This is a genomic window from Pusillimonas sp. DMV24BSW_D (assembly GCF_011388195.1).
GTDB lineage: Bacteria > Pseudomonadota > Gammaproteobacteria > Burkholderiales > Burkholderiaceae_B > Neopusillimonas > Neopusillimonas aestuarii.
This window is the reverse complement of sequence record NZ_CP049990.1, coordinates 312,430-338,786: the sequence shown is the minus strand read 5'-3', so window position 1 is coordinate 338,786 and position 26,357 is coordinate 312,430. Positions and strand designations below refer to the sequence as shown.

The 26,357-nt window shown below is 51.9% G+C and carries 16 protein-coding genes; 5 read left to right on the top strand and 11 right to left on the bottom strand.

All coding sequences use genetic code 11. The features are described from left to right. Window positions 1–218 precede the first annotated feature (218 nt). A complete protein-coding gene (locus G9Q38_RS01550) occupies window positions 219–1,355 on the top strand; it encodes a type I restriction-modification system subunit M (RefSeq protein WP_228276170.1) in 1,137 nt (378 codons plus the stop codon). A gap of 366 nt (window positions 1,356–1,721) precedes the next feature. Then, window positions 1,722–2,150 carry an antirestriction protein gene (locus G9Q38_RS01545; protein ID WP_166127126.1) on the top strand — a complete coding sequence of 143 codons (429 nt, stop codon included), beginning with the start codon at window positions 1,722–1,724 and terminating at the stop codon, window positions 2,148–2,150. Window positions 2,151–2,211: 61 nt separating this feature from the next. On the opposite strand, the gene G9Q38_RS01540 is transcribed toward G9Q38_RS01545, so the two are convergent. The 5 genes from G9Q38_RS01540 to G9Q38_RS15250 all read right to left on the bottom strand — a co-directional run bounded on the left by G9Q38_RS01540 (window position 2,212) and on the right by G9Q38_RS15250 (window position 12,908). Then, on the bottom strand, window positions 2,212–4,290 hold the full coding sequence (locus G9Q38_RS01540; protein ID WP_166132275.1) for a UvrD-helicase domain-containing protein: 2,079 nt from the start codon (window positions 4,288–4,290) through the stop codon (window positions 2,212–2,214). Beyond that, window positions 4,290–6,179 (bottom strand): ATP-dependent nuclease, encoded by a 1,890-nt coding sequence (locus G9Q38_RS01535; RefSeq protein ID WP_166127123.1) that lies wholly within the window; start codon window positions 6,177–6,179, stop codon window positions 4,290–4,292. Before G9Q38_RS01535 ends, G9Q38_RS01540 begins: the two co-directional genes overlap by 1 nt. Window positions 6,180–6,221: 42 nt before the next feature. Further along, window positions 6,222–9,137 (bottom strand): site-specific DNA-methyltransferase, encoded by a 2,916-nt coding sequence (locus G9Q38_RS01530; RefSeq protein WP_166127120.1) that lies wholly within the window; start codon window positions 9,135–9,137, stop codon window positions 6,222–6,224. Between the two features lies 1 nt (window position 9,138). Beyond that, window positions 9,139–12,219 carry a BPTD_3080 family restriction endonuclease gene (locus G9Q38_RS01525; protein ID WP_166127117.1) on the bottom strand — a complete coding sequence of 1,027 codons (3,081 nt, stop codon included), beginning with the start codon at window positions 12,217–12,219 and terminating at the stop codon, window positions 9,139–9,141. A gap of 509 nt (window positions 12,220–12,728) precedes the next feature. Next, window positions 12,729–12,908, bottom strand: coding sequence for a hypothetical protein (locus G9Q38_RS15250; RefSeq protein WP_228276246.1), 180 nt, complete (start codon window positions 12,906–12,908; stop codon window positions 12,729–12,731). On the opposite strand from G9Q38_RS15250, the gene G9Q38_RS01520 reads away from it, so the two are divergent. Next, window positions 12,837–13,898 carry an ISL3 family transposase gene (locus tag G9Q38_RS01520; protein WP_228276241.1) on the top strand — a complete coding sequence of 354 codons (1,062 nt, stop codon included), beginning with the start codon at window positions 12,837–12,839 and terminating at the stop codon, window positions 13,896–13,898. The two genes, G9Q38_RS15250 and G9Q38_RS01520, sit on opposite strands and share 72 nt — an antisense overlap. 298 nt (window positions 13,899–14,196) lie before the next feature. Further along, window positions 14,197–14,871 (top strand): hypothetical protein, encoded by a 675-nt coding sequence (locus tag G9Q38_RS01515; protein ID WP_166127115.1) that lies wholly within the window; start codon window positions 14,197–14,199, stop codon window positions 14,869–14,871. A gap of 614 nt (window positions 14,872–15,485) precedes the next feature. Here the strand turns inward: G9Q38_RS01515 and G9Q38_RS01510 are convergent. The 6 genes from G9Q38_RS01510 to G9Q38_RS01485 form a co-directional block, all read right to left on the bottom strand. Next, the gene (locus G9Q38_RS01510; RefSeq protein WP_166127112.1) at window positions 15,486–16,505 is read right to left on the bottom strand and encodes a TniQ family protein; all 1,020 of its coding nucleotides are present in this window, start codon (window positions 16,503–16,505) and stop codon (window positions 15,486–15,488) included. Next, window positions 16,499–18,235, bottom strand: a complete 1,737-nt coding sequence (locus G9Q38_RS01505; RefSeq protein ID WP_166127109.1) for a TnsD family Tn7-like transposition protein — start codon at window positions 18,233–18,235, stop codon at window positions 16,499–16,501. The genes G9Q38_RS01510 and G9Q38_RS01505 overlap by 7 nt, the downstream gene beginning before the upstream one ends. A gap of 12 nt (window positions 18,236–18,247) precedes the next feature. Next, on the bottom strand, window positions 18,248–19,597 hold the full coding sequence (locus G9Q38_RS01500) for an ATP-binding protein (RefSeq protein ID WP_166127106.1): 1,350 nt from the start codon (window positions 19,595–19,597) through the stop codon (window positions 18,248–18,250). Further along, window positions 19,590–21,623, bottom strand: a complete 2,034-nt coding sequence (locus G9Q38_RS01495; protein WP_166127103.1) for a TnsB C-terminal domain-containing protein — start codon at window positions 21,621–21,623, stop codon at window positions 19,590–19,592. Before G9Q38_RS01495 ends, G9Q38_RS01500 begins: the two co-directional genes overlap by 8 nt. A 1-nt stretch (window position 21,624) precedes the next feature. Beyond that, window positions 21,625–22,512 carry a PDDEXK family nuclease gene (locus G9Q38_RS01490; RefSeq protein WP_166127101.1) on the bottom strand — a complete coding sequence of 296 codons (888 nt, stop codon included), beginning with the start codon at window positions 22,510–22,512 and terminating at the stop codon, window positions 21,625–21,627. Window positions 22,513–23,220: 708 nt separating this feature from the next. Beyond that, a complete protein-coding gene (locus G9Q38_RS01485) occupies window positions 23,221–23,640 on the bottom strand; it encodes a hypothetical protein (RefSeq protein WP_166127098.1) in 420 nt (139 codons plus the stop codon). Window positions 23,641–24,581: 941 nt separating this feature from the next. Between G9Q38_RS01485 and G9Q38_RS01480 the strand changes: the two genes are divergently transcribed. Continuing rightward, window positions 24,582–26,336 carry an AAA family ATPase gene (locus G9Q38_RS01480; RefSeq protein ID WP_166127095.1) on the top strand — a complete coding sequence of 585 codons (1,755 nt, stop codon included), beginning with the start codon at window positions 24,582–24,584 and terminating at the stop codon, window positions 26,334–26,336. Window positions 26,337–26,357 lie beyond the last annotated feature (21 nt).

Here is a 26,357-nt window from a genome sequence, read left to right as displayed (position 1 = left end):
GCATATCCTGACATCGGTTGATCTATGTAGTGCTAAGCCCCGTCGTTGTACTTAGCTGTTCTTGGGGGCGGTAGTAACGTAGTGGTTCCAGAGACTTTTCTGCGGATCCACTTTCTACCCTGTTCAGTTACATAATCCAGCTAAGTATCGTATTAGTTTTTACATCAAGGGTGTCAGGCGTATATCATTTCGGGAACTACCATAAGGATTTTTTTGCGGTGAACACTGAAACTCATTCCCAGACTGCGGCCTTTATCTGGTCTGTGGCGGATCTGCTGCGCGGGGACTTCAAGCAGTCCCAGTATGGACGTGTGATTCTGCCGTTTACCTTGCTCAGGCGAATGGAGTGCGTGCTTGAGCCCACCAAAGAGGCTGTGCTAATTGAAGCAAATCGCCAGCAGAACCTTCCTGACGAAGTTCGAGACCGGCTGTTGCTGCGCGCGACTGGAAAAGACTTCTTCAATGCTTCGCCACTGAGCTTAGCCACGTTGTCTGACACTCAGACCGCCGATGACTTGATGAGCTACGTCAATTCATTCAGCAAGCATGCGCGCGAGATATTCGAGCATTTCCACTTCGAGGATTACGTTCAGCAGTTATCTGCGGCAAACCTGTTGTACCAGGTGGTGCAGCGGTTTGCGAACTTTGATCTCAATCCAACATCCGTCACCAACTTTGGAATGGGTGTGATCTTCGAAGAGCTCATCCGGCGCTTTGCAGAAAGCTCAAACGAAACGGCCGGGGAACACTTCACCCCGCGCGACATTGTGCACCTGACCACTTCTCTGGTGCTGACCAACCAGGACGACAAGCTCAAACCCAACAGCATCGTGACTGTGTACGATCCGACTGCTGGCACGGGTGGCTTTTTGTCGGAAGGGGATGCTTACATCCAGTCAGTAAGTGAGAAAGTAACAGTATCGCTCTACGGACAGGAACTCAATGCCGAGTCTTATGCTATCTGTAAAGCTGACATGCTGATCAAGGGCCAGGACGTTGCCAATATCAAGCTAGGCAATACCTTGTCAGATGATCAACTCACCGGGCAGCGGTTTGACTACATGCTGAGCAATCCGCCATTCGGGGTGGACTGGAAGAAAGTACAGAAGCAGATCCAGGACGAAAGTGTTGTAGAAGAGTATGTTGCCTTCGTCGCGGGTCAACAGGTAGGCATGGGTGGTCAGGCCGGGGAAAGGCTTTTCGACTTCGGTTTCCCAGAGATCAGGTTGAATCTGTTTCATATCATCCCTTTGTGTTCTCAGTGGGTGGGTATTGCTGCAAACGTGCCAGCCATTCCGCTAATTGTGACTGATTTGCACACGACCGTCAGGCTGGGTATATGTTGTCCGGTTTAGCCGTATCGCACAGCTGGTAAGGCCTGTGATGGAAACTACGCGGATTGCCCACAGCCTTGTTCACAGAATATGTGGATAAACCTGGGCGTGCCCCTGCGCCTGTCGGCTCCGGGCCGGGTTGTCGTGCTTCGCATCAAGCCACCTTCGGCGTCTCACCCCTGCGGGCTTCCATCCCTCACGCAAAACCAAGTGGCACTGTGGGGCTGTCTTGCTCCCGGCCATTGTGTCATGCCGTTCTCGGTTTCAAGGGCTACGCGCCGCCGTGGGCGCCGCTTGCGGCCGTTGGCCGTCTTCGACCCTTGATACCTGCGCTGCGCCATGCCATCGGGGTTCCGGGCAATCCCGCCCCGAACACTGGAGAGCATCATGTCTAACATCAACGTCGAAACCGAATCCACCCTCATCACAGCAAAGCGTGTTGAAGATGAGAAGCGTATGGACTTTTTACCGAGCGCCTTTGGCACTCAATACCTGCGAGGGGAGATGCTAGTATTCAGCTGGCTGCGCGAGTTGTCTTCCGACTACCAGGGCGGTTATTGGCACTATTACTGGCTGTCCAACGGGGCTTTTTACATGGCACCCTATATTGAATCGAGGTTGCGTCTTGTATGGGCCAACAACTTCTTTGACGGCGAAATGTCGGCTGATGCGGCGGGTATTGTGGCAACATTTTATGGCCTCAACCATCTGATCGCCATCACGCATGAGGATATGCTGATCGAGAGATATCACGGGCTGCGTCAGTATGTGGATCAGCATCCAGAATCGAGTCTGATCTGGCGAGCTATCGATTGATGTATGCACTACCCGCGCTTCGGTGCGGGTAGTGCAGAGATGAATCGACCTGCAGCGACTACTACTTTTGCATCATATCCTGCAGGAATTCCGACTCCGGCGTCACCGCGGAGACATGCAATTGATCACGTGCGCGGGTGCATGCCACGTACAGTAACTGGCGCTCAGTGTTGTAGATTTCAGTCAATTCGGCTTCATCGGCGGCAGTGTCGATTCGCGCTTGTGAAGGAATAATTTCATCATCACAGGCCATCACAGCAACCACACGGAATTCCATGCCCTTTGCCAGGTGCATGGTGGTAATGCTGATGAAACCCTCTTCCGTCGCCATGTCTTTGCCGAGCACGCGTCCCTGCAAGCCAGCGGCCTTTACTGCTGCCTGTGCGCGTGAGAGTTCGTTTTCGGATCGGATGAAGACGCCGATTTCCTGCGGCAATACGCCGCTGATGTTGCATTGCTTCAACCACACGCCGACGGCTTGGATTTCCGCCTCGACATCGGCGTAACTGCAGATGACCGGTTCCGGCCCATTGAACACAGAAATCGTGCCCTTACGGCTTTCGACATTTCCGTCTACATCGGATACTTCTGGGCCAAGCAACCGGTCGGCCTGCGAACGAATCTGGTGTGATGTGCGGTAATTGATCTTGAGCGTTCGTGAGCGACCCCGCACATCCACACCCAAGGATTTCCATGAGAATGGCGTCTGGAAGATGCGTTGGCCGAGATCACCAGCGAAGAACAGGGAATTAGACCGGTTGGCGGCAATCGCAGCAAGAAAGCGCAATTGCTGCACTCCGATGTCCTGCGCTTCGTCCACTACGATGTAATCAAATACGGGATGCTTGCGTTTGAGCATAGCTCCTGCCAGCTTGGCAAACATTTCCGGCGCGGAGATCTTGCCAGCCAGTTTCAATTGCTCCTTTACGGTGGAAAACACTCGCCAGTACAAGGCGCGCTGCGTTTCCGGCAGGCGTGTCTTGCGGCCTAGCCGTTTCGCGTCGCGATAGGCCTCCCAACTGTCAATTTGCCAAGCGTCCACCACATCATTCCATTCAGATACCAGGAACGCGGTATTCGCTTTTAGGCCATCCACCTGGGTGGCAGCGGCCTTCAACAGTGTAGAAATTTCATCGCAGCTAGTGAGTGCCGGCTTGCCAAACTCCGCCGAATACAGACGAATGCCTATGGCATCCATCGCGAGCACATCGATACGTTCGCCGAGCTTTGGGGTGTTCCAGATTAGTCGGTACAAATTACCCTGTAGTGCGTTGGCTAGTGTTTCTGAAAACGTGGAAAGCAGTACACGCGCGTCTTCGTCCTCCCGTGCTAAATGCACGGCTCGGTGCAAAGCCACTACCGTCTTGCCTGTACCTGCTGAGCCTGAGACGCGCGCCGCGCCGTTGTAATGGCGTTCGACCAGCTGACGCTGCGCCGGATGGAGGAACACCGTCCACTTGTCCCACGGATATTCCAGGGCGCGGGCCAGTTCGTCCATATCGGATATGACGCGGAAACGGCGTTGTGCATCCGGGTGCAGGAACGGATCATCACCCTTACTTGCTATTTCGGGCAATGCGGGCGTTCCACCGGTTGCCAGTTCAAGCAAAGCTTCAGCAGCTTCGCCGGGCAGGTGATCGGCTAGTTCCAGCAGTGAGTCCTCATCGGTGGCCTTTACATCGGCTAGCCATTCCTGCGGTACGCCATAGGCTAGCAGTTGCGTATCGCTGTATTGCAGGAACAGTTTTGGCTTCTGCTGCTTGAACGGCCTGCTGTCATCCACGTACTTCGGAACAAGGATTTCCTCGACACGCTCACGTATTTCGACCAGTTGTGCTGCGCCTGTCGTGGGATGCACTTGCAGCTTGCGCCGCTTTGCCCACTGGTAGGCCTTGTCATGGTGATCAACGTAGCATAGAAGCAGGCTGCCGGTAGTTTTGTGAACGATTAGGCGGATGTCGCGATTGACCCGCACTGACCAGAAATTCGGATCTCTAGCCCGGTCGAGCTTGTGGAAGCTCATGCCATTGCCCGTCGGGTCAAGCTGCAAATCGAACGCAGTGGTCTTTGCAGCCTTCTGCTCGTCACCTGTCAGGCGCGCAAGGCTAATGGTAAAAGTATCGGCAATACGGAATTCCATCATGCTGTCTTAGTAAATGAAATTTCGAAGTGGTCGAGAATGTCAACTAATTTTTCAATGGCTGATTGAGGCAGTCTGTCTGTCACATCACCAGACGCAGCGTTCGACTCCGCCAAATACCAGCCGATTTGCTTCTTGCTGGGGGGGCGCGGGATTTCGAGGTGGCTCTGAATGAGTTCGATGGTTTCATTACCAAGCAGCTTCTCCATAGCCATTCCTCCAAAAGACTCATCAACAGACTTTAACGTCATGAGATTGTCTGGACCGATGAACCATTCATCCGCATACTTGGCTACCGCCTTCTTTCCTTCCGAGTCGTCATCGAGAAGCAAAACAAATTCTTGGCCTTGAGCCAGTAGCTGGCTCAACACAGGGCCTGATGACCCAGAACCAGATCCCGGAAGCACATTGAAGGAATATGTTTTACCGGCAATGCGCTTGGCGAGCGTAAGAGCGTAAAAGTCGGAAATCCCTTCGACTATTAAATATGGCGCTGAACCCACGATCTCCGGTGGGATATACTCAAGCTTCTCGATGACAGGCTGGAAGTAGCTTGATCGCGTTGGGAAACTGGATACAAATTGGCGGTAAGGCGTAGCGGTAATATTCGTTGGTTTGGTGTCTAAACCGAAGTTATCCGAACTGTCATAATCAAGTGCGGCATTCTCCACGATGTAAGCCGCGCCGAGCCATCGTGGGTTAATCATGTGATGACTATGGGTGGAATAGATAATCTTATTTCCATCCGATGCTATCTTCGAAAAACTGGTTAACAGCTCTGCCTGAGCTTTTGCATGAAGGTTGGCTGCAGGCTCATCAAAAATAAAGATAGTCTTACGCTTTTTCCCGTTACTAAATCCGGTGAAGAGAAGGAATGAAAAGAACCAACGAAAGCCTAGGGATCGCTCATTGATGGCGTATTTAGATTCGCCATCCGAAACGTGGAAAGTGGCGTACGGAAGATCACCTTTTTCAGCATCGACGTTCCAGTCAATGGAAATGGACTTTGCAGAGATGGCGCGTTGAAAAACTCGTTGCCAACTCCCGATTACTTCCTTTGTAATTGCACTGGAAATTTTTTGGAATACTGAGTCTATCGGCGTCTTGCTCGGACTACCAAAAAACATCGATAGCCAGGTGGCGGTTTTCTGGCTTTCCTTGTAGTCCTGAATTCGTTGTGCAACATGTTTTTCTAGTGACAACCCTTCATCCAGACTATCAAGGATGTCCTGAAGGACAAACCGGTAGTGTCGGTTCTGAGCACTTTCATCCTGATGCTCCTGCAAGTAGATTCTTGCTGGCATGTCTACAAGAAAAGTTGGAAAGTAGGAAACTTGCTGGAGACGATCTTCTATGAGGTTGACGCAATCCAGCCAAAGATCGTCCTCATCGCTGTCCTTCGGTCGCTGGTATTCCGAGAACTTTTTCCCTCTGAGCTTTTTTGCGTGTAAAGGGATAGTCCAAAAACTATTGTTGTTCTTTAAGGTGCTGTCCTCGAAGGAAAATGTTCTTATGGCTTTAATCGGGTTTCGTAAAGGGGCTGAGTCGAGGATTAGATTGAATTTTTTGGCCAGCTCCTGAAGCGTTTCAATATCCTCCTCGCTTAAAGATATTTCAGCGCCAATCTTGATCTTCCCGGTGAATGCAGCCTTGCGGTGCATTGGAATCAAACCTAAGCCTGTGGCTTTGGCATAAGGCCCATCAAACAAGCTGGAAACCGACCTATCACCAGTAATAAAATGCGAAAGCGCTTCGAGGATGGTTGTTTTACCACTTTCGTTGAGTCCAATTAACGTCAAAACTGGACTGGCTGATTTTCTCTCAAGATCAATCTCAGCTTTTTCAATACCCTTGAAATTTTCGATAATAAACTTATTGATCTTAGGCATGTGGTCCCCGCCCATTTGATTGAATATGCATTACATTTGGCTTTAGCTCACCCGAAAAACTTTCATTACCTCATCTCCCAAGTGATTGATGACTTTTACTGCAAACCGCCCATTGCTGGGTTTCGGGAACGGACGCGAAATGTCGGAGTTGAGCGTCGCCCAAGCATCAGCGTCGATTTCAGCCTTGAGCGTGGTCTTAAGCGCCTTGTATGGATCGTTTGCGCCGAGGAAGTAGGCGTGACGGACGAAGAAGGACTCTTCGTTGTAGTCGGTGTCAAGGAACCAACAGGCAATGCCTTCTGCTCCGTCGCTGCGTACTTCGCCGGTGCTGGGGTGGAACACGTCTACGCCGTTGATGCGCACCACTAGTTGCCCATCTGCTGGTACATCGATGACGTCGCGCTTGCCGTCGTAACGGCGGATGCTGCGCCCCTGGATGTCTAGCACGTCCACATCCGGCTCGCCAAAGATCACGAAGAGGTTGCCCTTGCCGGTGTTCTTCAAGTCTTCGGCCATGTGGAGGTCGGCGTTCATGCGTGCCTTGAGCACATTGATGCGGCCCAGTTTGCTGAATTCACTGGCGGGTGCGTCGTAGTTGAAAGCGCAAGCGATGAGTACATCGAAGTTGGCATCGCCAGCCTCGCGGGCAGCATCGACGAGGTCAGCACGGGTAACAGTGCCGAACTCTGGGCCGATCATAATGCCGGCACGTTGTACTTTTCCGTTCTCCAAATAGCGGCCTTCGGCGCAAATTAGTTCGCCGGGCCACGGTTCCAATGAGGTGAATTCGATCTTGTCGGCTTTGCGTGCCTGCTGCACACCAGCGGTGCGCAGGTTGGCCAGAATCAAACTGGCGAAATCCTGACCATATTCCGCTTGGGTCTCTGCCACATGGTCAATTAGGTTGTCTTCCTCGTCCACGCCCAGCACGCGGTGCGGCGACAGCGACTCAACGGTAAACGGACCGGCCACACGCACACGCTTTTTGTCCTCGTAGGGTTTGTCATAGAGAAATTCAAACTCGGCCTTAGCGGCGATGGAAGCATCTATTTCCTTCTGCCGAGCGATGCGTTGCTGCCACCAGTCTGTGTGTAGTTTTTTGGCCGTATCATTCCACTTCGCGTCAGCCATGCGTGGAATTTCCCATTCTTGCCAGGTCATTTTCAACGCTGCGTTGAGCCGTTCGCGCAGTAGTTCCAGCTCGGCCTGGTAGGTGTCCCAGATGACATCAATCTCGGTGTTGTTGGCGATGGATTTGAGGGTGATATGCGGTACGCGCTCATACACGAACCCGTGAATGATGTTGTTGTATACGGGTTGGCTGGACGGTACACTCCGGGTGACTTCGGCTTCCTTCTGCTGGCCTTCGCGGGAGTCGGCGAGTAGGTAAAACGAGTAGCGTGCGCCCATTATGCGGGCGCGAGCCAGCGCCAGTGCTACGCGCGAAGTGTCGATTGTGACCCATCGGCGGCCCCACTGTTCGGCGACATAGGCTGTGGTGCCGGAACCGCAAGTTGGGTCAAGCACCAAATCGCCAGGATCCGTCGTCATTAAAAGACAGCGCTGGATTGCCTCCGGTTGAGTCTGCACAATGTAGATTTTCTCAGAGCCAAAACCACTTGACCTGATGTCGTCCCAAAGAGAAACTCGCGGCTTGTATGGATAGTCCGCATGATAGTTTTTCCACATCAGTGTGGTTCCAACCGCCCACATACGACCTGCTTTTTCCACGCGTCGTATACCTTCACGGCCCGTTGACCAACCACGAGCTCCAGGCGGAGTGTAGCTACGCCCCGCATAATCCACGGAGAAGCGCGACGAGTCAGAGCCGGTCTGTGACGTCAAGGTCACCATCCGAAGGAATTTTCCGTCCGGAATCGGAGCTTGACCTAGCTTCTGCTTAAGGCTCAAGTCGTGGATTAGGTCATTTTCATCTTCAACGCATATGTATCGGTGTGTCGGATTGTCTATCGGCGGTCGTTCCACAAAAAGCGGGCGATACTTGACCTTCGTGATGTCTCGTGAAAACCAGACTATGTAATCGTTCACACCCGCAAGCAATTCTGAACTTTGAGAGGCTGCTTTCGTGAGAGTTATCTGAGCAACAAAATTGTCTTCGCCAAAAACCTCATCCATCAAGGCACGAACCCGATGGACATTCTCATCACCAATCTGCAGGAAGATGGAGCCGCTTTCGGTCAACAAATCCCGCGCTACCATTAGTCGGTCGCGCAAATACGTGAGATACGAATGGATGCCGTCGCGCCAGGTATCCCGGAACGCCTTGACCTGCTCTGGCTCGCGTGTGATGTGCTGAGCGTTGCCGTCTTTCACGTCACGGCTGGTAGTCGACCACTGGAAGTTGCTGTTGAATTTGATCCCGTACGGCGGATCGAAATAAATGCACTGAACCTTACCGCGCAGCCCCTCGCGTTCGGCCAGCGAACCCATTACCTGCAGACTGTCGCCCAGAATCATCCGGTTCTGCCAATGGCCTTCGTGCTGGTAAAACTCGGTGCGGTCCACACCTTCGGGTAGGCCGTTGAAATCGCCGAACAAGTCGAGCGTTTCGGGCTGCGGCGCAGCAGCTTCGCTCTGACGGCGCAGCTCGTCGATTAGCACCTTGGGTTTTACCTTCTCCTGGATGTACAGCGGCGGCGCGTTGACGACCAGGTCTGACCAGTCTTGCTGATCTTTGCCACGCCAGATAAGTTGCGGATCAAGGTCGCGGTTAAGGCGCTGCTGGAATTCTAGGGACATCTTGCCCGTGTCGTGCAAGGCGCATAACTCGTCTAACCATTGTCGATTGGCGCGGGGGTATGTCACCTGAATCGGTGCCTGTTCGTGGTGTTGCATCACCGACTGGTGCTCCACCGTCGGAATGTTCTTGCGCTTGGCTTCAGTGTGCGTGATCTGCTCGATACTCTTGCTGGGTGTTTGCATTTTCTTGGTCGCCATTTCAGTATTCCTTGTTTCCCGGCGCAGCCGTTTCGATCATGTGGTTGAACTGTGCCTCTATCTTTTTGGCGAAGTTTTCTTGCATTTCGTATACGTCACCGAACTCGGCAAAGGCCCAGCGTCCGTGCGTGCCTAGGTGGTTTACGCCTGGAATCCAGTAGGTATCCATGGTGGACTTTTTTTCCTTAGCGTCCTCGCGCCGGTAGCCTTTGATCTCGACGATCAGGTTCAGCGGATCTTCCTTTCCGCAACCGTCGTCCACTTGCACGATGAAGTCCGGGATGTAGATGCGGTTAGCCGAGCCGAACCGATAAGGAACCTCAAGGCCGAGGTTGTGGTTCTTGGTGTAAGCCAGTACTTTTGGGTGCGATTCGGCAACGCGGCAGAATTCGCTCTCCCAGCCACTATCCAGAATCACCCAGTTAACCTGGTTCTTTGGTTGGTTATGCACGCCTATGGTTTCCCAGCGGTCGCTGCTAGGGCGCGAGGTGTTGAAGCGCACATGCTCAGTGCTGCCGGTCGGGTTGAATGGGTCGAGGATAGCCTTGATTTGCCGACCTTTCTCCAACTCCTTCGCGGTAATGCCCTTGGTGATGCGCTCGCAGGCCATGTCCGCCAGTTCGCAATACATCAGTTGCGCCGGGTAGGTTCCACCCTTGCATTCCAGGCACTCGTCCAGCCACTGTCGCACGATGCGCTTGAGCTGGCCAAATAGCGCGATCGGTGCATCCTGGCTTTGATCACGCCAATGCTGAAACAGCAAATGCTTTGTTAGCTCCATCAGCAAGGTGGACTGGCGCACGTCCCCCAGATGCTTGATGTCCAGCTCCACTGCTTCGCCGATGATTCCAGCGTTGTGGGTCTTGGTTGCGCCGACCATGTCTGGCGTCAGGGTAAGATGGTGGTCGTCGTTGAATTCGGCTTCGAGTTGCTCCTCCGGCAATTCGACGCGATAGCCCTGCACGCGCGGAAACTGGATTTCCAGATGATCGCGTTCTGGGCGCAGTGCCTTGACTGTGATGGTTTCGCGAGGTTTGGGCGGTGTGACAACAACCGGCTTGGCGGTGAAGTCGAAAGGAATGCCGAATATGTCGGCATACTCCACGTCGAATAGGCCTTGCTCGTTTAAGTCATAGGACTGTCGACGTAGGGCACGCCCAATGACCTGCTCGCACAGCAACTGGGTGCCGAATGCACGCACGCCAAGGATGTGGGTAACGGTATTGGCATCCCAGCCTTCAGTGAGCATGGACACCGACACGACGCAGCGGATTTGCTCACCTAGGCGGTCCTGCTTGCCAACGGTGTTCATCACCTCTCGCAGCAGTTCGCTGTCACTCAGGTTCTCAGCTTGGCGGCGGTCGCCAGTGCGCTCGATGATCTCGCGTTTGAAGCGTTCGATCTCATCGGCTGCCATGGCTCGGAAGTTGTCATCCAGAGCTTCCCCTGATTCGAGCTGCTCGCTGTCTATCAGCAAGGTATTGGGGCGCGCCAGGGGCTCGCCATGCTCGTCAAAGTTGCGGAACAGCTCCAGCCTTCCTGGTACGCGCGCAATGGAACCGTCTTCGTTCGTGCGTTCGAAACCGGAGATGTAATCGAACACCAGTTTGGAAGTCGCGGTGTTGTTGCACACTACGATGAAGCACGGCGGCACGTTAATACCAGCTTGCTTCCAGGCTTCATAAGTTTTGCGGTAATGGCCGTATAGCGCTTCCAGCGCAGTCTGTAGCTCCACCGGTATCGCTAATGGATCGAGCTGAGCGTTTTTGCCGCGCCCCTTTTTCGGCATCTTTTTGCCGATGTGCTTCCAGAGTTCGCGGTATATAGGCATATCCGCGCCAGGGATGTTGTCCGCGACCGGCACGCGCGGCAATTTGACGATGCCGCATTCGATGGCGTCCATCAGCGAAAAATCGCTCATTGTCCAGGGGAATAGTGTGCCTTCCACATAGCCAGAACCAGCGAGGAAGAATGGCGTGGCCGAAAGATCAAACACTTGCTGTAGGCCCAGCTTCCGGTTCACAGCTTCTAAACCAGAAATCCACAGCCGTGCAGCTTCATTGTTTTCCTCGGCCTCGGCTTTCTGATCTTTATCGAGATCTTTGTCGTCCTCGGCAGCGTGCGGCTTTTCTCGATAGCAATGGTGTGCCTCGTCGTTGATGGCGAGGATGTTTTTCATCCCCATCAGTTCCGGCATTACCCGCTGGAGCATCTGGCCCTCAGTTTCCAGCGTGTTCAGTTCGCCACCGGTGCGGCCTTGCAACAAACGCCGGCCTCCCTTTGACAACTCCATGCGCTCGCGAAGTTTGAAAGCGTGGTAGTTCGTGATGACAATCTTGGCCTTGTCCAGATCAGGCAGCATCTCGCGCGGAACGATCTCGCGATTGCCGTAGTAGCTGTCCGCATCATTAGGCAGTAGCACACGCAGGCGATCCTTGATGGTGAGGCCAGGGGCAACCAGCAGAAAACCACGGGTAAATTTCTTGCTCTGGGGGTGCCGCACAGCATTGACCGTTTGCCAAGCAATGAGCATGGCCATGACTGTGGTCTTACCTGCGCCAGTGGCCAACTTCAACGCTAGGCGCAGCAGGCCAGGATTGGCATCATCGCTGACCTTCCTCAAATGATCGAGAAAGCGTCCACCATTTTTTCCAAGCTGCGGGGCGACTTCTGTCAACCAGATGGCAGTTTCAGCCGCTTCGACTTGGCAGAAGAACGGGCGTACTCCCATGAACTTGTGATTGCGCCAGTGCTCCAGTAGACGGGCCGTCTCGGGCGTAACGCGCCATTGCGACGGTGGCAATCGACGCCAAGCATCCACCTCGCGCCGCACTGCATTTATTAGTTCCGAATGCTGGTAGCGCTGTTGGTCGTCAGCCAGATTCTCGATTTCATCCAGACCTAGAGTAGCCTGTTCGCCACGACCGCGTCGGGGCTTAGGGATCGGACTGATAAAGCTGGACGCCCGGCGTGACCCCACGATTTTCTGTGTGGGCTGCCCTTTGTTGTCGAGTTCCCAGTGCTGGGACGGGTAGCTGTACGGAGAATTAAGGATGGGTTGCTTGAAAAACTGGTCACTCACTTCCTTAGTCCCCTTATCCGGCACGTTAAGTTGGTCCCCTGAAAACGGCTACACCCGTCTATGAGGTGAGCTTGATACGCAACTGTTGTTGTGTTGCCCAGGAGACTATTTGGATCTCAGCATGACAGGGGTTTGTGAAGCATTGTCAGACGACTCCAACCCAAGAATTTGCTGTTTTATTGTGCCATTGTACAAAAATGATACATCTGCAGAGGGATGGCACGGTAGAGCTGTAGTCGCCTTTCAAAGACAGAGGGTATTAGCAGGATTTGGGTATATCGGATAGGAGGCATGGATTGTTCTGAAAAGCAAACTGATTTCTGACAGAGTTATGTAGATAAATCTGGGTGTGTCCCTGCGCCTGACTGCTTTGGACCGGGCTCTCGTGCTTCGCATCACGCCGCCTGTCGGTGTCATCATAAAAGGGGGACGACCGGTATTCATTAAACTTGTTTTTTCGACGAACAGGCTTAATGGAGGTAATACCGATGTCCCCAATAGATTCTATCTTAGGTTTGCCGGGTTTGATAATTGAGCGGGTTGAGCGAGCCCACACGATTCGGGTGTGGGCCAGGCCTGGCAAGCGGCCAGCTTGTATTCATTGCCGGCAAGCGCCGGTGCGGATTAAGTCGACGCATGGGCGTACTGTAAAGCACACGCGTCAGGGTAACCAGTTGATGGTGCTGCATTTGCGTATACCCAAATATCATTGTCTATCGTGCAATCGTTATTTTCGTCATCGGTTTGCCGGGCTGCGGCCTTGGCACCGCTCAACCGAGGCGTATCGCCTGGAGGTGTTTGAGGCGCATGAAGGTGGGGTCAGCCAGCGCAAGCTGACCCGAACCCACAACATTGGCAGCGCCACGGTTGAGCGTTGGTACCAGTCTTACATCAAGCAACGGGTCTCTGAGTTATCGGGGCGAAGCTGTCCGCAGGTTTTAGGTATTGATGAGCATTTCTTTACCCGTAAGAAGGGCTACGCAACCACCTTGGTTGATTTGAAGAATCACAAGGTTTTTGATGTGGTGTTGGGGCGTTCAGAGGCAAGCCTGCGTAGCTATTTAAAGCGTCTTCCCGGGCGTGAGAATGTGCGGATCATTGTGATGGACCTGTCCGAGACGTACCGCCGGATCGCCCAGCAGTACTTCCCCAATGCCATGATCGTGGCCGACCGCTTTCATGTGATTCGGTTGGTCAATCAGCACTTTTTGAAGCTGTGGCAACAGTACGACCCCGAGGGACGTAAGAACCGGGGACTGCTCAGCTTGATGCGCCGTCATCACTGGCGACTGTCTGCTGTTCAAAAGGAACGGTTGCATCAATATCTGGCGCAATCGCCTGTTCTGAATGCTTTATATTTTGCTAAACAGCAGCTTAATGGTTTTTTGACCCTGCGCATGACACACCGGGAACGAGCAAGCAAGATGCTGCCTAAGTTCCTGGCGCTCATTCGTCAGTTTGAACAAAGCCCAGCTCGGGCACTGGCTGCTACGTTATTATCGTGGCTAGAACCCATTGTGCGTATGTGGCGCTTTTCAAAGTCTAATGGAATTACTGAGGGGTTCCACACAAAGATGGAGATGCTTTCGCGCAGAGCGTATGGGTTCAGGAATTTTGAGAATTACCGCCTGCGCGTTTTAGCTCAGTGCGGTTGGAACGGCGTGATTAACCGTGTTTAGTGAATTCGGCATCCCCCTTTTATGGGGTACAGCCCGATCATCGAGTGGTGAGCCTATCCTGTAAGTGCTCACCTTTAGAGGTGTTGCTCAATCCCAACGGTGAAGTCGCCAACTTAGTTAAGAAGTTGTTCTTTGTAGTGCGTCGGCTTTGGGGAAGGTGTCTAGGGGGCGCTTAAAATGAAAAAGCCGCTCCTTGTTGATCGGCTTGCTAATTTTTTTATTCACATTCAGGCGTATCTAATAAAGCATAAAACAGCCATTCGTGAAATAAAGCATAAGCTTTCCGCGCGGCAATTTTATGCTTAACAGCACAGGCATCCAGAAGGCTGAAGTCAGCCTCAAGGAAGCGGGTGAGGCCGTCGATCGCCTGGAGCTGTTTCGCAAGAACCTGATCAGCTTTGTGCGGCTCTACGAGTTCCTGTCACAGATCGTGCCCTATGAAGACCGGGAGCTTGAGCAACTCAATGTGTACGCCCGGCATTTGTACCCACTGCTGCAAACCCATCGCCTGAGCTCGGAAGACCTGGAGCTCAATGACCTGGAACTCACTCACTACCGATTGACCAAGCGAGCCGAGCAGGACATGAAGCTCGAAGAGTCCCCGGAGGGTCAGGGCCTGGAACCCGCCAATGCGGTGGGCAGTGGCAAACCCCACGACCCTGAGAAGAAGCGGCTCTCGGAAATCATCGAGGCCTTGAACGAGCTCTTCGGGGCACAGGTGTCCAATGAGGATCAACTGCACTTTGCCAAGGGCGTGGCCGACCGCGTCGAGCGAGATTCCGATGTGATGGCGCAGATCAGCCAGCACAGTGCGGATCAGGTGATGCACGGGAGTTTCCCGAAACGCGTGGAAGACATCGTGCTTGATGCCATGAACGACAACCAGTCCATGGCGCTTGAAGTCCTGGCCAACGATCAGAAGATGCGCAGCTTCGCCCGGACCATCCTGACGCTGCTGGTTCAACGATTGTAGGGGTATTGCCAGCGTCTTCCTATATTTTTGCAGATCAACAAACTTTGAAATCCCAAATTTTTTGGGTCGTGATTAAGCTTATGGCAACCGGAAGTCGGTTCACTGTTAGCGGCTGGCCGCAAGCTTAAGACGGGCTTTGATGAGCGCGGAGTTGTCATCCTCATTAGGGGACATCGCTAAGCGGCAGGGAGCAACATTCTTTTAACAGGCACGCACAAAAAATGTGCCCAGTGAGAAAACTCACCGGGCACATTACCTTTCTAATCGCAGAGGGAAAAACAAATATAGCCAACCTGGGCTACGAAAAACTTCTTTTAACCCCCAGCTTGCGCTGGGAAAGGCGTTTTCGATAAGCAACTCCACAAGGGAATCACTAGGCTGCTATTTCATTAACCCCCAATCATCAAGCTGACGCCTTCAAATCGGGAAAGGCCGTTAACCAATACAAAATTAATTGCATCTGATACTTTAACCCCCAACCGCTCATAGATAGGTAACGCATCAGGCTAGCTGAAGCGTTATTTGATTTATAACACGGTTTCAGAGGTGATTGCAATTTTTCATCGTCCTTGACCCTGGTTTTAAAGGAATAAACGGGAAGAAACGAGCCGGGATCACTTTTCTTGCTTGAAAATTTTGGCGTTTGGTTGCCCAAGCCTAAGACTGTTAATCGCCGTTTTTGGGTTATGCCCTAACAGGATCTCGGCCGCTTTGGGTGTAGTGAACATTGCTGCCATGACAAGCAATAGGTACCCAGGATGAAAGAGATGGACATCTGGCAAGCGCCTTAGTTCTCTGGCATGCTCTTTGACTCCGGGGTTTTTCCATGCGTTCGATTGAACATCTGTCTTTGGGTCAATGTGGTGTCCCAGCCAGGCCGGTGGTAACTGTTTGTCCGCTAGATAGTGTGCCAAGTAGCTTGTGTTTGGGTGGTACCATGCAACGCCGATGATCGTACCACGCTCACGCGCGATGTCACGCACGTGATTGCGCACCCCAAATAGTTCGATTCCTTCGCCAAAAGTCAATGTAAGCGCGGCTAGGGTTCGGTAGCGTTCTAATATGGGGTGATGTGCTGCCTGCACGAGCTCTGCGGCTACAAGTGGCCCATTAAGCGCGAAGGGGTTGGGATTGTTGATGACATCGCTTTCGGTGTGGTGTTGAAGGGGGGTCAAGTGGTGTGGGCATATGTCGATGCCTGGCACTTGGTGTATTCGATGCCAGTAGGTCATGCCGTAGGCAATTGTGTCCTCTTGACGACACAGACGACAAAGCTTGTAAGGGCTTTCATTGTTCGGTGCCACTTTAGTAAATGCGGGTGGCGAAAAGGCCCCCAATTTGATATCAACTGTGGGGTCTTGACTGGAGAGGTGTCTCCATCTTTTATCGAAAAAACACAATGAGTGATTGTATCGGTATGAGGCGACGCTGACGCCCAGTGAGTTGGCCAACATATGATTAATTGGAGCTCTTCGGCGGTGGGCGGTTGTTACTGTTGGCCTCATATTTGCTATCCATTTTGCAAGTTGGCTCTGGTTTGTGCTTTCGTTTGCCTGGTAGGTGTCGTTTAGCCTAATTAAGCGATAAAGGTGACCTAGTGCCAGTTCGTCAGGGAAGGGCGAAGATATCAACATTTGGATGTCCGGTAGGAGCGTTTTCGAATTTGAGTGAGTAATTCACGAGTTTGGGGGAGGCGATTCAGGCTTGAAAGAGCGGGCTTGATGTTTGGAGTGCTTTTGTAAATTTGCTGCACGGTGATGGGAAATAGTTCGCCATCACGTTGAAGCTGCTGATAAAGTTGCTGTACTTGTCCATGTAGCTTCTCATCGCGTTTTGCCCAATCGACGCTTGTGCTGCGGTCGACGCTATGCTTTGCGAGCTTTCTCAATTTACTTTGCAGCCACGCGCGATCATTTCTATAGAGCCAGGCGTAACTTGCTGGCTCGATCTCACGAAGCTGCTTTGCGGTCGCGTTTGGGTGCTTAGTCATGGCACGTAACCAGCGTGACTGAGCCCGCTTTTGTGCTAGGGCGCGGCGCGCTTTTTCCCAGCGTATGTGTAATCCCGGCTCGGTGAGTAACAGTCTGGAAATAGTCGAGCTGGACACCCCATGTTTGTGTGCAGTGGCTTTTTGCTCCATGCCTTGACGAAGGTCTTTCACGATAGCTGCGATGCGCTCGAGGTTACTTTTTGGACGTTTTTGTAAGCGGATACCGCAAGCAGCAGCCCAAGACTGACATGTTTGCACCGCTATGCCGAGTTGCTGCGCTGCTGCGCTGACCGACAGGCCTTGAACCACAACGAGTTGAGTAAGGCGTTGCGTTTGAGTGTCGGGTATGTCTGACGATGTCCGGGGGTGAACAGGTGTCACACTCGCGGGTGCTTGGGCGTGCTTATAGGCCGCCCAGAACGTAGGCCAGTCACCGAAAAGCCACAAAATCAGTGGCAGGTGATGAAGTGGGTTTGTGCTGCATGGCTGACGCGTCAGCAAACGACTGAGCATGAAGGTCGTACTGCGCTCCTGGGCTGGCGGCATGATCCCTAATTCTTGCCAGCGGCAGGATCGAGTAAACGCAAGGTACCGCTGACAGACGGTACCTAACGCTATCTGGTGGCGGCCACGCAACATCGCATGCTCGTCAAGGGCGGTGCGGTAGGCGGTTTGTACCGTTTTAAGGTCAATATGTATGTTGGGCGCCAGCTTGAAGATCTCGATCGCGGCTTGAGCCAGTCTGTCGAGCCAAAGTTGGCAGTGTGTAGTTAGTGTGTGCGCTACAGGATAGAAAGCATCATTGCGAGGCAGTAGCCAATCGAACCGGCGCACGGCATTGGTTTTCTCATTAAACTGCCAAAGTAGCACCTTGTGGGTTGGGCAGACTCTTACGCCTGGTAGCTGATGTGTCAGGCGCCAATAGGCTGTACCTGTCCGTTGCTTGTCTTCATGCATACATTCCGGGCATGCGCGAAGCGGGTGGTTGGCTCGCAGACGGCTTGAGGGTAGGCCCAAAAGGCTTTTGATTCGCGCAGCCTGGCCACGACTTAATAGGTCAAGAAGCTCCGTGCCTAGTGAGCAACTAACCCAGGGTAAGTAGAACGGCAAGATCGTGTGCTGCAAAATGATGTGCTTTGGGGTATCTCCAAACACGCCACTTGTACGTTGCACAAAGGTATCCAGGTTGGATGGAAAATCGTGCTGTGTGCCGTGCCGCGCGTGACCAAAAAGTTGTTTGGCAGTGTGGCCAGAGAGTCGATTACCTGCGATGTAATGAAAACGACAGCAAAGACTATAGAACAGCTCGTCGTCAAACCACTGGGTGATGGGTAAAGGCCAGTTATGACCGAGATTTCCGTTACTAAGGCGCATTCTTAACTCCCCTCATTTGCTTGGTATCTGGCCAGTATTAAGTCGATACTCGTGTGTTTTTCTCAGTTCTTGAGCGGAAAGCTTGGGCCGTTTTGGGCGGGAAGGCTTTGCCTGGCGCGGGGTCGTTAACTCAGTTGGAAGGTTTTCTCGTTCTGTTGTCGTCAGAGCGCTGACTTGAATGTCGTTTAGAATTTTTATTCTCTTACGCTCCTCCTGCTGTTGTGCCAGTGCTTGTGCCGCCACTCTGGGAAGAGGAAACGGGCATACATATTCGCTGGATCGCTTGGAGTGCGGCGAAAGCATGGCTTCCACTTGCTGGCGGCTGATGGCATAGGGTGTGTCGTTGTATGCATCATGCAGATCAGCGATGGTGACGTAACGCCTGCCAGTGTGCCAGGCAAGTTCGTAGGCACGTCTGAGTAACTGTTTCACCAGGCGTTTCAGCCCGGCGCTCAGGTAATAAATTGTTCCACGCTCTTGTAGCACGTCGATTTGTAGCGTTGTACCAAGTACCTTTTGAATTGCACGCAGGTACGCCATCCAGTCCTGTGAGTCGGGCTGCGTGGGTAGCATAACAATTGGGTTTGCCAACAATCTTTGTCGGTCTTGTTCTGGACGCTTTTGCAACAGCTTGCACATGCTGTAGTTCGCTACGTACACCAAGGGGATCCCGACATAACTGAGCTCGTACAATAGTTTTGTGATCAAGGTATTGGCTGTGCCGCTTTGAGTAAGAAACTGCAGCTCGTCTACCAGAAAGAGGGCAACGCCGGCGCGGTGGGCCAATTTTGCAGCCAAAGCGCCAAGGTTGCGCGGTCTCGCACTTCGCTCCTCTAAGGGGAGAACAAGTTGTTGTAATAACGAATTTGCGTTGACACGTTGACGTACTTCAATGGACCAGTGAGATGTGAAGAGGACCGGCCCATGATTGGGAGCGGGTTCAAGCTCGATCGGGGGCGGCAACAATCGTCCAAGTGCTTGCAAAAGCGATGTTTTTCCGATCCCGGCTGGACCTGTCAAACAAGTTGGCGTTTGGACAGGAGGGGAAAAGGACTCCTGGTGTGTATACAAAGTCTGCAAGTATGAGTGATCGCTAGGGTAGTTTGTCTCGTAGTGCGCAATGCCGGTTTGCACAAATCTCTCAAGAATGTCCAGATCTTGGCTTGTAGGCACATAGAGTTGGTGCAGCAGCGCCTCGATGGTCGGGCCGATTTGGTGAGGTTGTACTTGTTCAATAGGCGACGATGATCTAGGAAGTCGTGTTACGCGATTCGCGATCAGGTCTCGATTGTTAAGCTCGCGCATTTGGCGCGTGAGCGTTTGGGTAATTTTGTTACCTGGTCGTATGTCCGCCTTATCCATCAACGCGCTCCATTTTGCGATCGTATGTTTCCAACACGACGGCTTGTTCTGCTTTGGCCTCTGGTGTCCGTTTACGCTTACCCCGTAACCGTTTCGCTGCGTTCCAGTCGCCACCGTGCTCTGATAGCAGAAGGTTCTGCTGGGCTACGGCAAGACTTTGTTTATCTTGACGTAGCTTGGATTTTTGCTTGCTCAGTTCCCGATTCTCATCATTGAGCTCATTGAAGGTGCGGTAGAGCATTTGCGTGTCGTCACGAAGTGACAGCTGGGCATCCAACTGAAGCAATTTGCCGTCGATTTCTACCCATATATGTCTGACACATGCTGCTAGTACATACGCTTTGATTCTTATTGTGGTGCCGCCAAGCTGTTGTATGAGTTTTGTGTTCCGTAGGGCCGCCGACGAGTAAGCCTGGCTTTTAAGCATTACTCCAGCTCGGCTCAAGCTGACTTCAGTTGACATGAGAAAGCTCCTTACAGCTTGGTCAAACGTAGGGGTGGTGCCATCGTTTCTTGCACGCGCATCCAAGAAGCGCCAGACCCCGAGCGGGGTCGCAGCTGTGTGCTGTTGGAGCATCTCCGGGGTGAGTCTGCTAGTGGTGTCTGCTGTTTTGTTTTCCAGGAGCACGCGACGAATTTCGCGCACCATCATTTGGTGAAAAGTTAAGTTGCTTTCTGAGTGTTGATTTGGACCCTCAAGTTTTGTTCGTCTGCGTTGACTTGACTCGACCAACGCCTTGCTCTGGCCCTGGCCCGAAGGGGTGAACTCGTGGATAGCTGGCCCATGCAGCAAGCCGCTTGGATCGATGCGGGCGCGTTTAATGCCAGGCCCGCGGTCAGTGATTAATGTTGTAGGCAAGCCTTGACTGGGCCACTCGGCCTCGTTGATATCGATACCAAAAAGTTTGCAGAACACTGTTTTTGGGATCGCAGCACAAAACATGGCTGCGTTGTAAGACTCACTGCTTTCTGAACCAATCGCAAACCCGATGCCCAAGCGCATGCCTGAAGCCACATCAACAAGACGGGTTACACACAAGGGGTCTAGATGGCCCTCGCCCCAATTGGACCTGGGTCTTTCGTCCGTGTAGTAGGCATCGGCTTCGACTGACTCATACAAGTTGCTGACGTTGGTGGTGAATTTGCCCCGATGGGGTTGTTTGCTGCGTCGGAACCGCGCCTGGCCCCAACGTAGCGCTTGCACTTTGTCCTGTCCGACTGCCTTGTGTATCTGGTATCTGAACTGATCGAACGTAGGGAGAATCGAACGCTTGGTTGAAATTAACCGTGGTATTCCAATGTCATCGTTAACTAACGTGGCGCCAAAGTCTTTGCGCATGGCTTCTTGATAAATGGATGTCAACGTAGAACCCTCTTTGGCATACTTGTAGTAGGCTTTAACTAAACGCTCGATGGTTTCACTATTTAGTCGTTGGCCAGAGAGCGCGCCCTTGGATATTGAGTGGCGCCCAAACTTTGGGCCGTTGGGTTTTTGTAGGCGATCCCATTTACCGCATTCGAAGTAGTGTGGAACGAGCACCCGCATATCGCGAGAAAAACAAAGGTACGCAAAGAACCAGAATCGCGTCCGTTGTTCATTTAGATTGTGTTTGCGTGCAAAAGCGTTAATTACTGCTTCGGGGTTTGCGCTGCACAGGATGTCATTTTCCTGGTTCAAAAGTGGAGAGATCTTTGTTAGCCGCTCGGTAGCCCGATCAAAATCTGATACCCGTTTTCGGGTTTGCCTTTTCAAGTCCAAGCTCAAAGGGTCTTTGCCGTCAAGAGTCCTCAGAAACGGGGCGCCGTTGTCATAAGGTGCTTTAGTGATCAAGTCCCTAACCAAAGCATCTTCGAATGTGGCGCTTTCCAACGAGTACAGATGGGCTAACCACCGATGTTTGGTCTGTGTGAAGAGCACAAGCTGAACTGATCGAATGACGCGGTTGTGGCGAAGCAAGTGATACGTCAAACCTGCTTCCAATGGGCCAAGCCCCTGAGGGGCAATGAGTGCGCTGCCTCTTTGCATGTTATTGCCCCCGAGAGAAAAGATGTGCATAGTCCACCAGCACATCACGACGCTCGGCTTTGAGTGGTTTATCCACCAGAACGGGTTGATAAAGATCGACCCGTACTCTTCGATTCCAGATGGCCGAGTACAAGATCGCGACAAAGTCCTGGCGGCTGCAGCCTATTTGTCTCATCGCAGGCTCCATAATTGCCAGTGGCGTGGTGCGGGTGCCTACAATTTTTTGAAACTTTACAATCAGCTCTTCCTGTCTCTGCCAATCGAGAATAATTGGCTGCTGGGCTTTGGCACAAAGCGCGTTCAGGTTAGCGATGAGGTGACTATCAAACTCGTCCGCTGCGATGAAGTGTGATGCAATGCCAGCATCGGCAAAATAGCGCTGTTCGATCAGGTGGCGGTCGCTCAAAGCGCAGTCATGGAGTCGACTTTTGGCGTTTCTTGTCGCTACCTTTTTGTCATAAAACGCTGTGCGTGTCGTTTTAATGCTCCAATTTACACAGTATGGTTCGATGTCATCGACCATAAACAGTAAGAGATCGCCAATAAAGGGAAATGCGGCACGCAGTGTATTGTTTGAGTTGGATTTGTCTGGGATGTTGACAACTGGATGCGCTGATGGAATGCCCATTTCTTCCGTGATCGAGACCGTACCGCGTAAAGGTGGCAGGCGCAGATGACGAGCGCGAGGGTGATCGGCTAAAGGGTGTGGGGCATCGAATCGCTCAAGGGCATGTTGCTCGTGTACGTCAATTAGCCCTGGGTGATATAGTGCCAGGATGCAAACGTGGCGCTCGGCCAATGACATAAAATGTAAGTCGCGGCCAATCTTTGACCAAAACAAGGTGGATGGGCGGCTGATGCTCGGAGCCTCATCGCGGGTAGCCTTCATGGCTGGTTCGTACTCGTTTTGCCAACGTGGGATGCTCTGGCGCTTTTCGATTCTAAATAGCCGCTCAGGGCTAATAAGGGGTACTCTAGACATAGTCTCCATATCCATAAGGTGCTTGTCGGATACGGAACTGCGCTGCATTTTTTTGGGCAATAAAAAGCCCCATTGGCACTTGACAGTGCCAACCTCTCGATGCACTATGCACGAAGGGTTGCTCAACCTCGTGCGCATTCAGTAAGATCTGCAGCCTTTGCCCAGGTTGCTGGTCTTACCGCGCAGTTCTCGCGTTATTCAAATATTGTTTGGGTGTCTCTGCGCTCGCTCTGTTGTCGTTTCTCCCTATTTCAGACGTTTCCTGTCTACTCATCACTTTGTCGCTTGAATTTGTCTGCTTCCGCGTTGCCTGAGACAGTCTGCGGATGCCCCTATCCTACAATAAAAGTCTTGATCTTAAAACAACAAAATCAATATAAGTCATTGATTTATATGAAAAAAATTAAAGCTGTTTTATATGTATATTTCGCTGCGAATTATTCATTAAGGCGGTGACTGGCGGTTTGGGTACGGTAAAAAGCACTAAGCCGCCGTGTCGTTTAGGTTTAACCATACCCACTCTTGCGGCTAATCCAAAGGCGATATGGCGTTGGTTTTAACAAATCGATGATACTTAACTTGGAATTTAGTTTTTTAGGGTGTTAGTCCTACCTATTAGCCCTCTAAACCTGGCAGTGACAGTCTCTTGAGTTGCCTTGCTATGGGCGCCAAACGTTCATTTAGGTGCTCTAGTGCCACTTCTATTTTTGGGGAAGAGTACTTGTTAAACCAACTGGCTTGTGTAGGCGGCAAGTTATGAACGCGATAGGTCATCAGAAAAGAGTTCATGAGCAAAAAGCGCCTGTCCTGCTCTTCTAATCTTGATGCGTCAGTTGAGGCGACTGGCAACAGTTTTTCGAAACGCTCATCCATGTCGTGAATTAAGCGTACAAGCCGGGCTAAAGATTTTTCCGTCAACTCTAGCTCAAGTGACAAATGAAAGGCAGTGGGCCTTTTGGTGAGGGAATGCCATTGCGGTAGCACAAGGGCCAGGGCGCGCTCCCAAACTGAAAGTGCAATATGTGAGCGCTGCATGATGGTTCCCGTGCGCACGGTAAAGACGTAGGGTTTGTGAAGAGGCTTTTCCTGGCTATAGGTGTCGTTCGGTTGACCACGACATCGATAGTAGCCTGGCACGCCCTTGCGATATTCATGATAAATAGGTTCGGCTGACCAACAGAGAGGGCAGCGTATCGTTTGACCCCAGCGCCGTTGTTCCAGACGGGTGCGCGCGGTCTCGTGTTGATGATCATGTGGGAGTCTTGGGGCTAAAGACATAAATTGGTTAGCCAAGAAAGTGTGGATGTAAGACCGGATTAGAACTCATATATATCCGATGTTTTGTCATGTTTTCCATTTGAGGTTAGGCGCGGCCACCTGTGGATGACCATTTTTTGGATTCAAGCCCATTCGCACACTCACCCCGCTCCCCATACTTGCGCAATACACAAAGACAAGTCCTCCATCTAGTTTAGGACTTCACCGTTGGGATTGAACAACACCTCCGAAGGTGAGCACTTACAGGATGTGCTCGCCTCCCGATGACCGCTCTAAAGGTGAGAACTTACAGGGTCAGACTCTATGAGTCACCGTTGCGAAAGGTGAGAACTTACGGGATAGGCTGATTGAATTCAAAAAGCAGCATAATACCCGCCAAAAAATAACGTTACTAAAAAATAAACGCTCACAATCAAAATTCGCTTGCGGGCCTGCTGATCCCTTGATAGTCTGAATATACCGTTTGGGATTATTAACGCTCACCCAATAACTTGATGCGCAACGCTTCAACGTTAATACCCCTGCTCTTTCGGAGTCCTCTATGCCTGCCGCAACACTCTTAAGCCAGCGAATACACACGCGAACCAGCTAACCCGCCACACACGCGCGGGTCATCTTAATTTCCCTATTTTTTATCAGCTGTATGCATGAGCAGGGCCAGCGCTCGCCTGTTGGTTGTGCTCGCGTGGAGAAAACACATGAGTTTCAGAGTATTTGTCGACCGGGTCAATGAAGCACCCGAGTTAGAGTTGGAAAGAGACGATTCATCGCTGATCGACCAAATTCCCTTTAATGGGTTTTTTGGTGATGATTTCTTGACGTTAATTTATTTGAGTCCACCAGATGCGCCTATTTTCCATGACGCAATGCGCGAAACGCTGCATGTTCTCGCAGATGAAAAAGAGTCAAACCACCGTCGCGCGCAAGCGGCTGTCCAGGTTGGTCGTTTTGTAAAACATAATGCGCCGGCTGCGCCAGCACAGCTTGGTCGAAGTGAGTCACTTGCCTGGTTTGAGTTGGCGCAACAATTAGGCAGTATTGTCGGCGTATGGGAACTTGCCAATGAGATGCTCAAGCAATGCGATTTAAAAGTTTCAATTGACTTGAACACAAACCCGTTGCCGGAGTTAAGGGCGAGAAAAGACAACGCACGATTTCGCATTGATGTCCGGGTCGCGCAGGCCTGGTATGAAGGCATCCGCTTAACACTCACTGCCTCTCAAAACAATTTTGAGCACTGGGATCTGCAAGCGCATCAGTGCGCCGTGGGCTGTATTGTTAATTACTTGCTGCTTTTACCTGGCGAGCCGCCAAAGAGCCTTCGTAAGTACAACGGTGATGAGCCACTGATCGTCAAGCGATTCAAAACACTTCAATGGGTTGCGCCGTTTTGGGATCGCCTGATTGAGTCAATGAGTAACGATATTTCAGACGAAGTAAAACAATTGCTCATCGAACAAAAATACATTGTTTCTTCTTATATCCCCCAACTTGTACAGCAATGTACGGAGACTCAGCCGGCCAGTTTTGACGATCGTAATATGCCGCAGGCCAACAATCAGGTACAGACCAACGCTGTTGATCAGCTGGTCGTCATTAAAGGTCAAATTCCTACATCCAGTGATCGAGATGACGTACTTGTTTTAAAGCAGTATGCCTCGCTGCAAAAGCCTGTGCGGTTTAAAACTTTTCCGGTTTTAGAGGAGCTGCTGCGCATGCGCGAACAGCTATTCAGCGAGTTTCCCTGGGCGCAAGACGCTATTCGCGTCGTAATGAATGATTTGATCGCCCGCCGGCGCCACGGTGTGACACGGCTGGGCATGGCACCGGTACTGTTGGTGGGTAAACCTGGGACAGGCAAAACGCGTTTTGCGCAGCGCTTAAGCGAGCTATTGGAGACGCCAAGCTCGGTTCTCAACTTAGCAGGTATGTGCGATACAAAAGTGCTGAAAGGCGTTACTCGTGGGTGGGCTGGCCAGCGCCCGTCAAAGATTGTTGAGTTCATTCATCAAACTCAGGTACCCAACCCCTTATTCATTCTCGATGAAATTGATAAGGCGCATGCGGGATACAGTAACGGTGGCGATCCACAGGAGGCATTACTTGATCTGCTCGAACCCGGGAACGCAAAACGTTATCACGATATTTATTTGATGACCGAATGCGACTTATCGCACTGTCTTTACATCACCACCGCTAATTCGCTGGACACAATTTCTGAGCCCTTAATGTCGCGCCTTCGACCCGTACACTTTCCCCCACCAGGCGAGGATCATGCGCCCGTGCTCATCAACGGCGTAGTCAAAGACCTGGAAAAAATGTGGAACTTGCCCGAAGGGGCTGTGACTCTAACAGATGAACAGCGAGCTATGCTGGTCGGCCTATCCCCACGGGAGATGCGGGCTGCTATCTTGGATTTGCTTGGTAATGAGCAAACACATAAAGTGCATTAACTCTCATCAAAAGGGAAACCG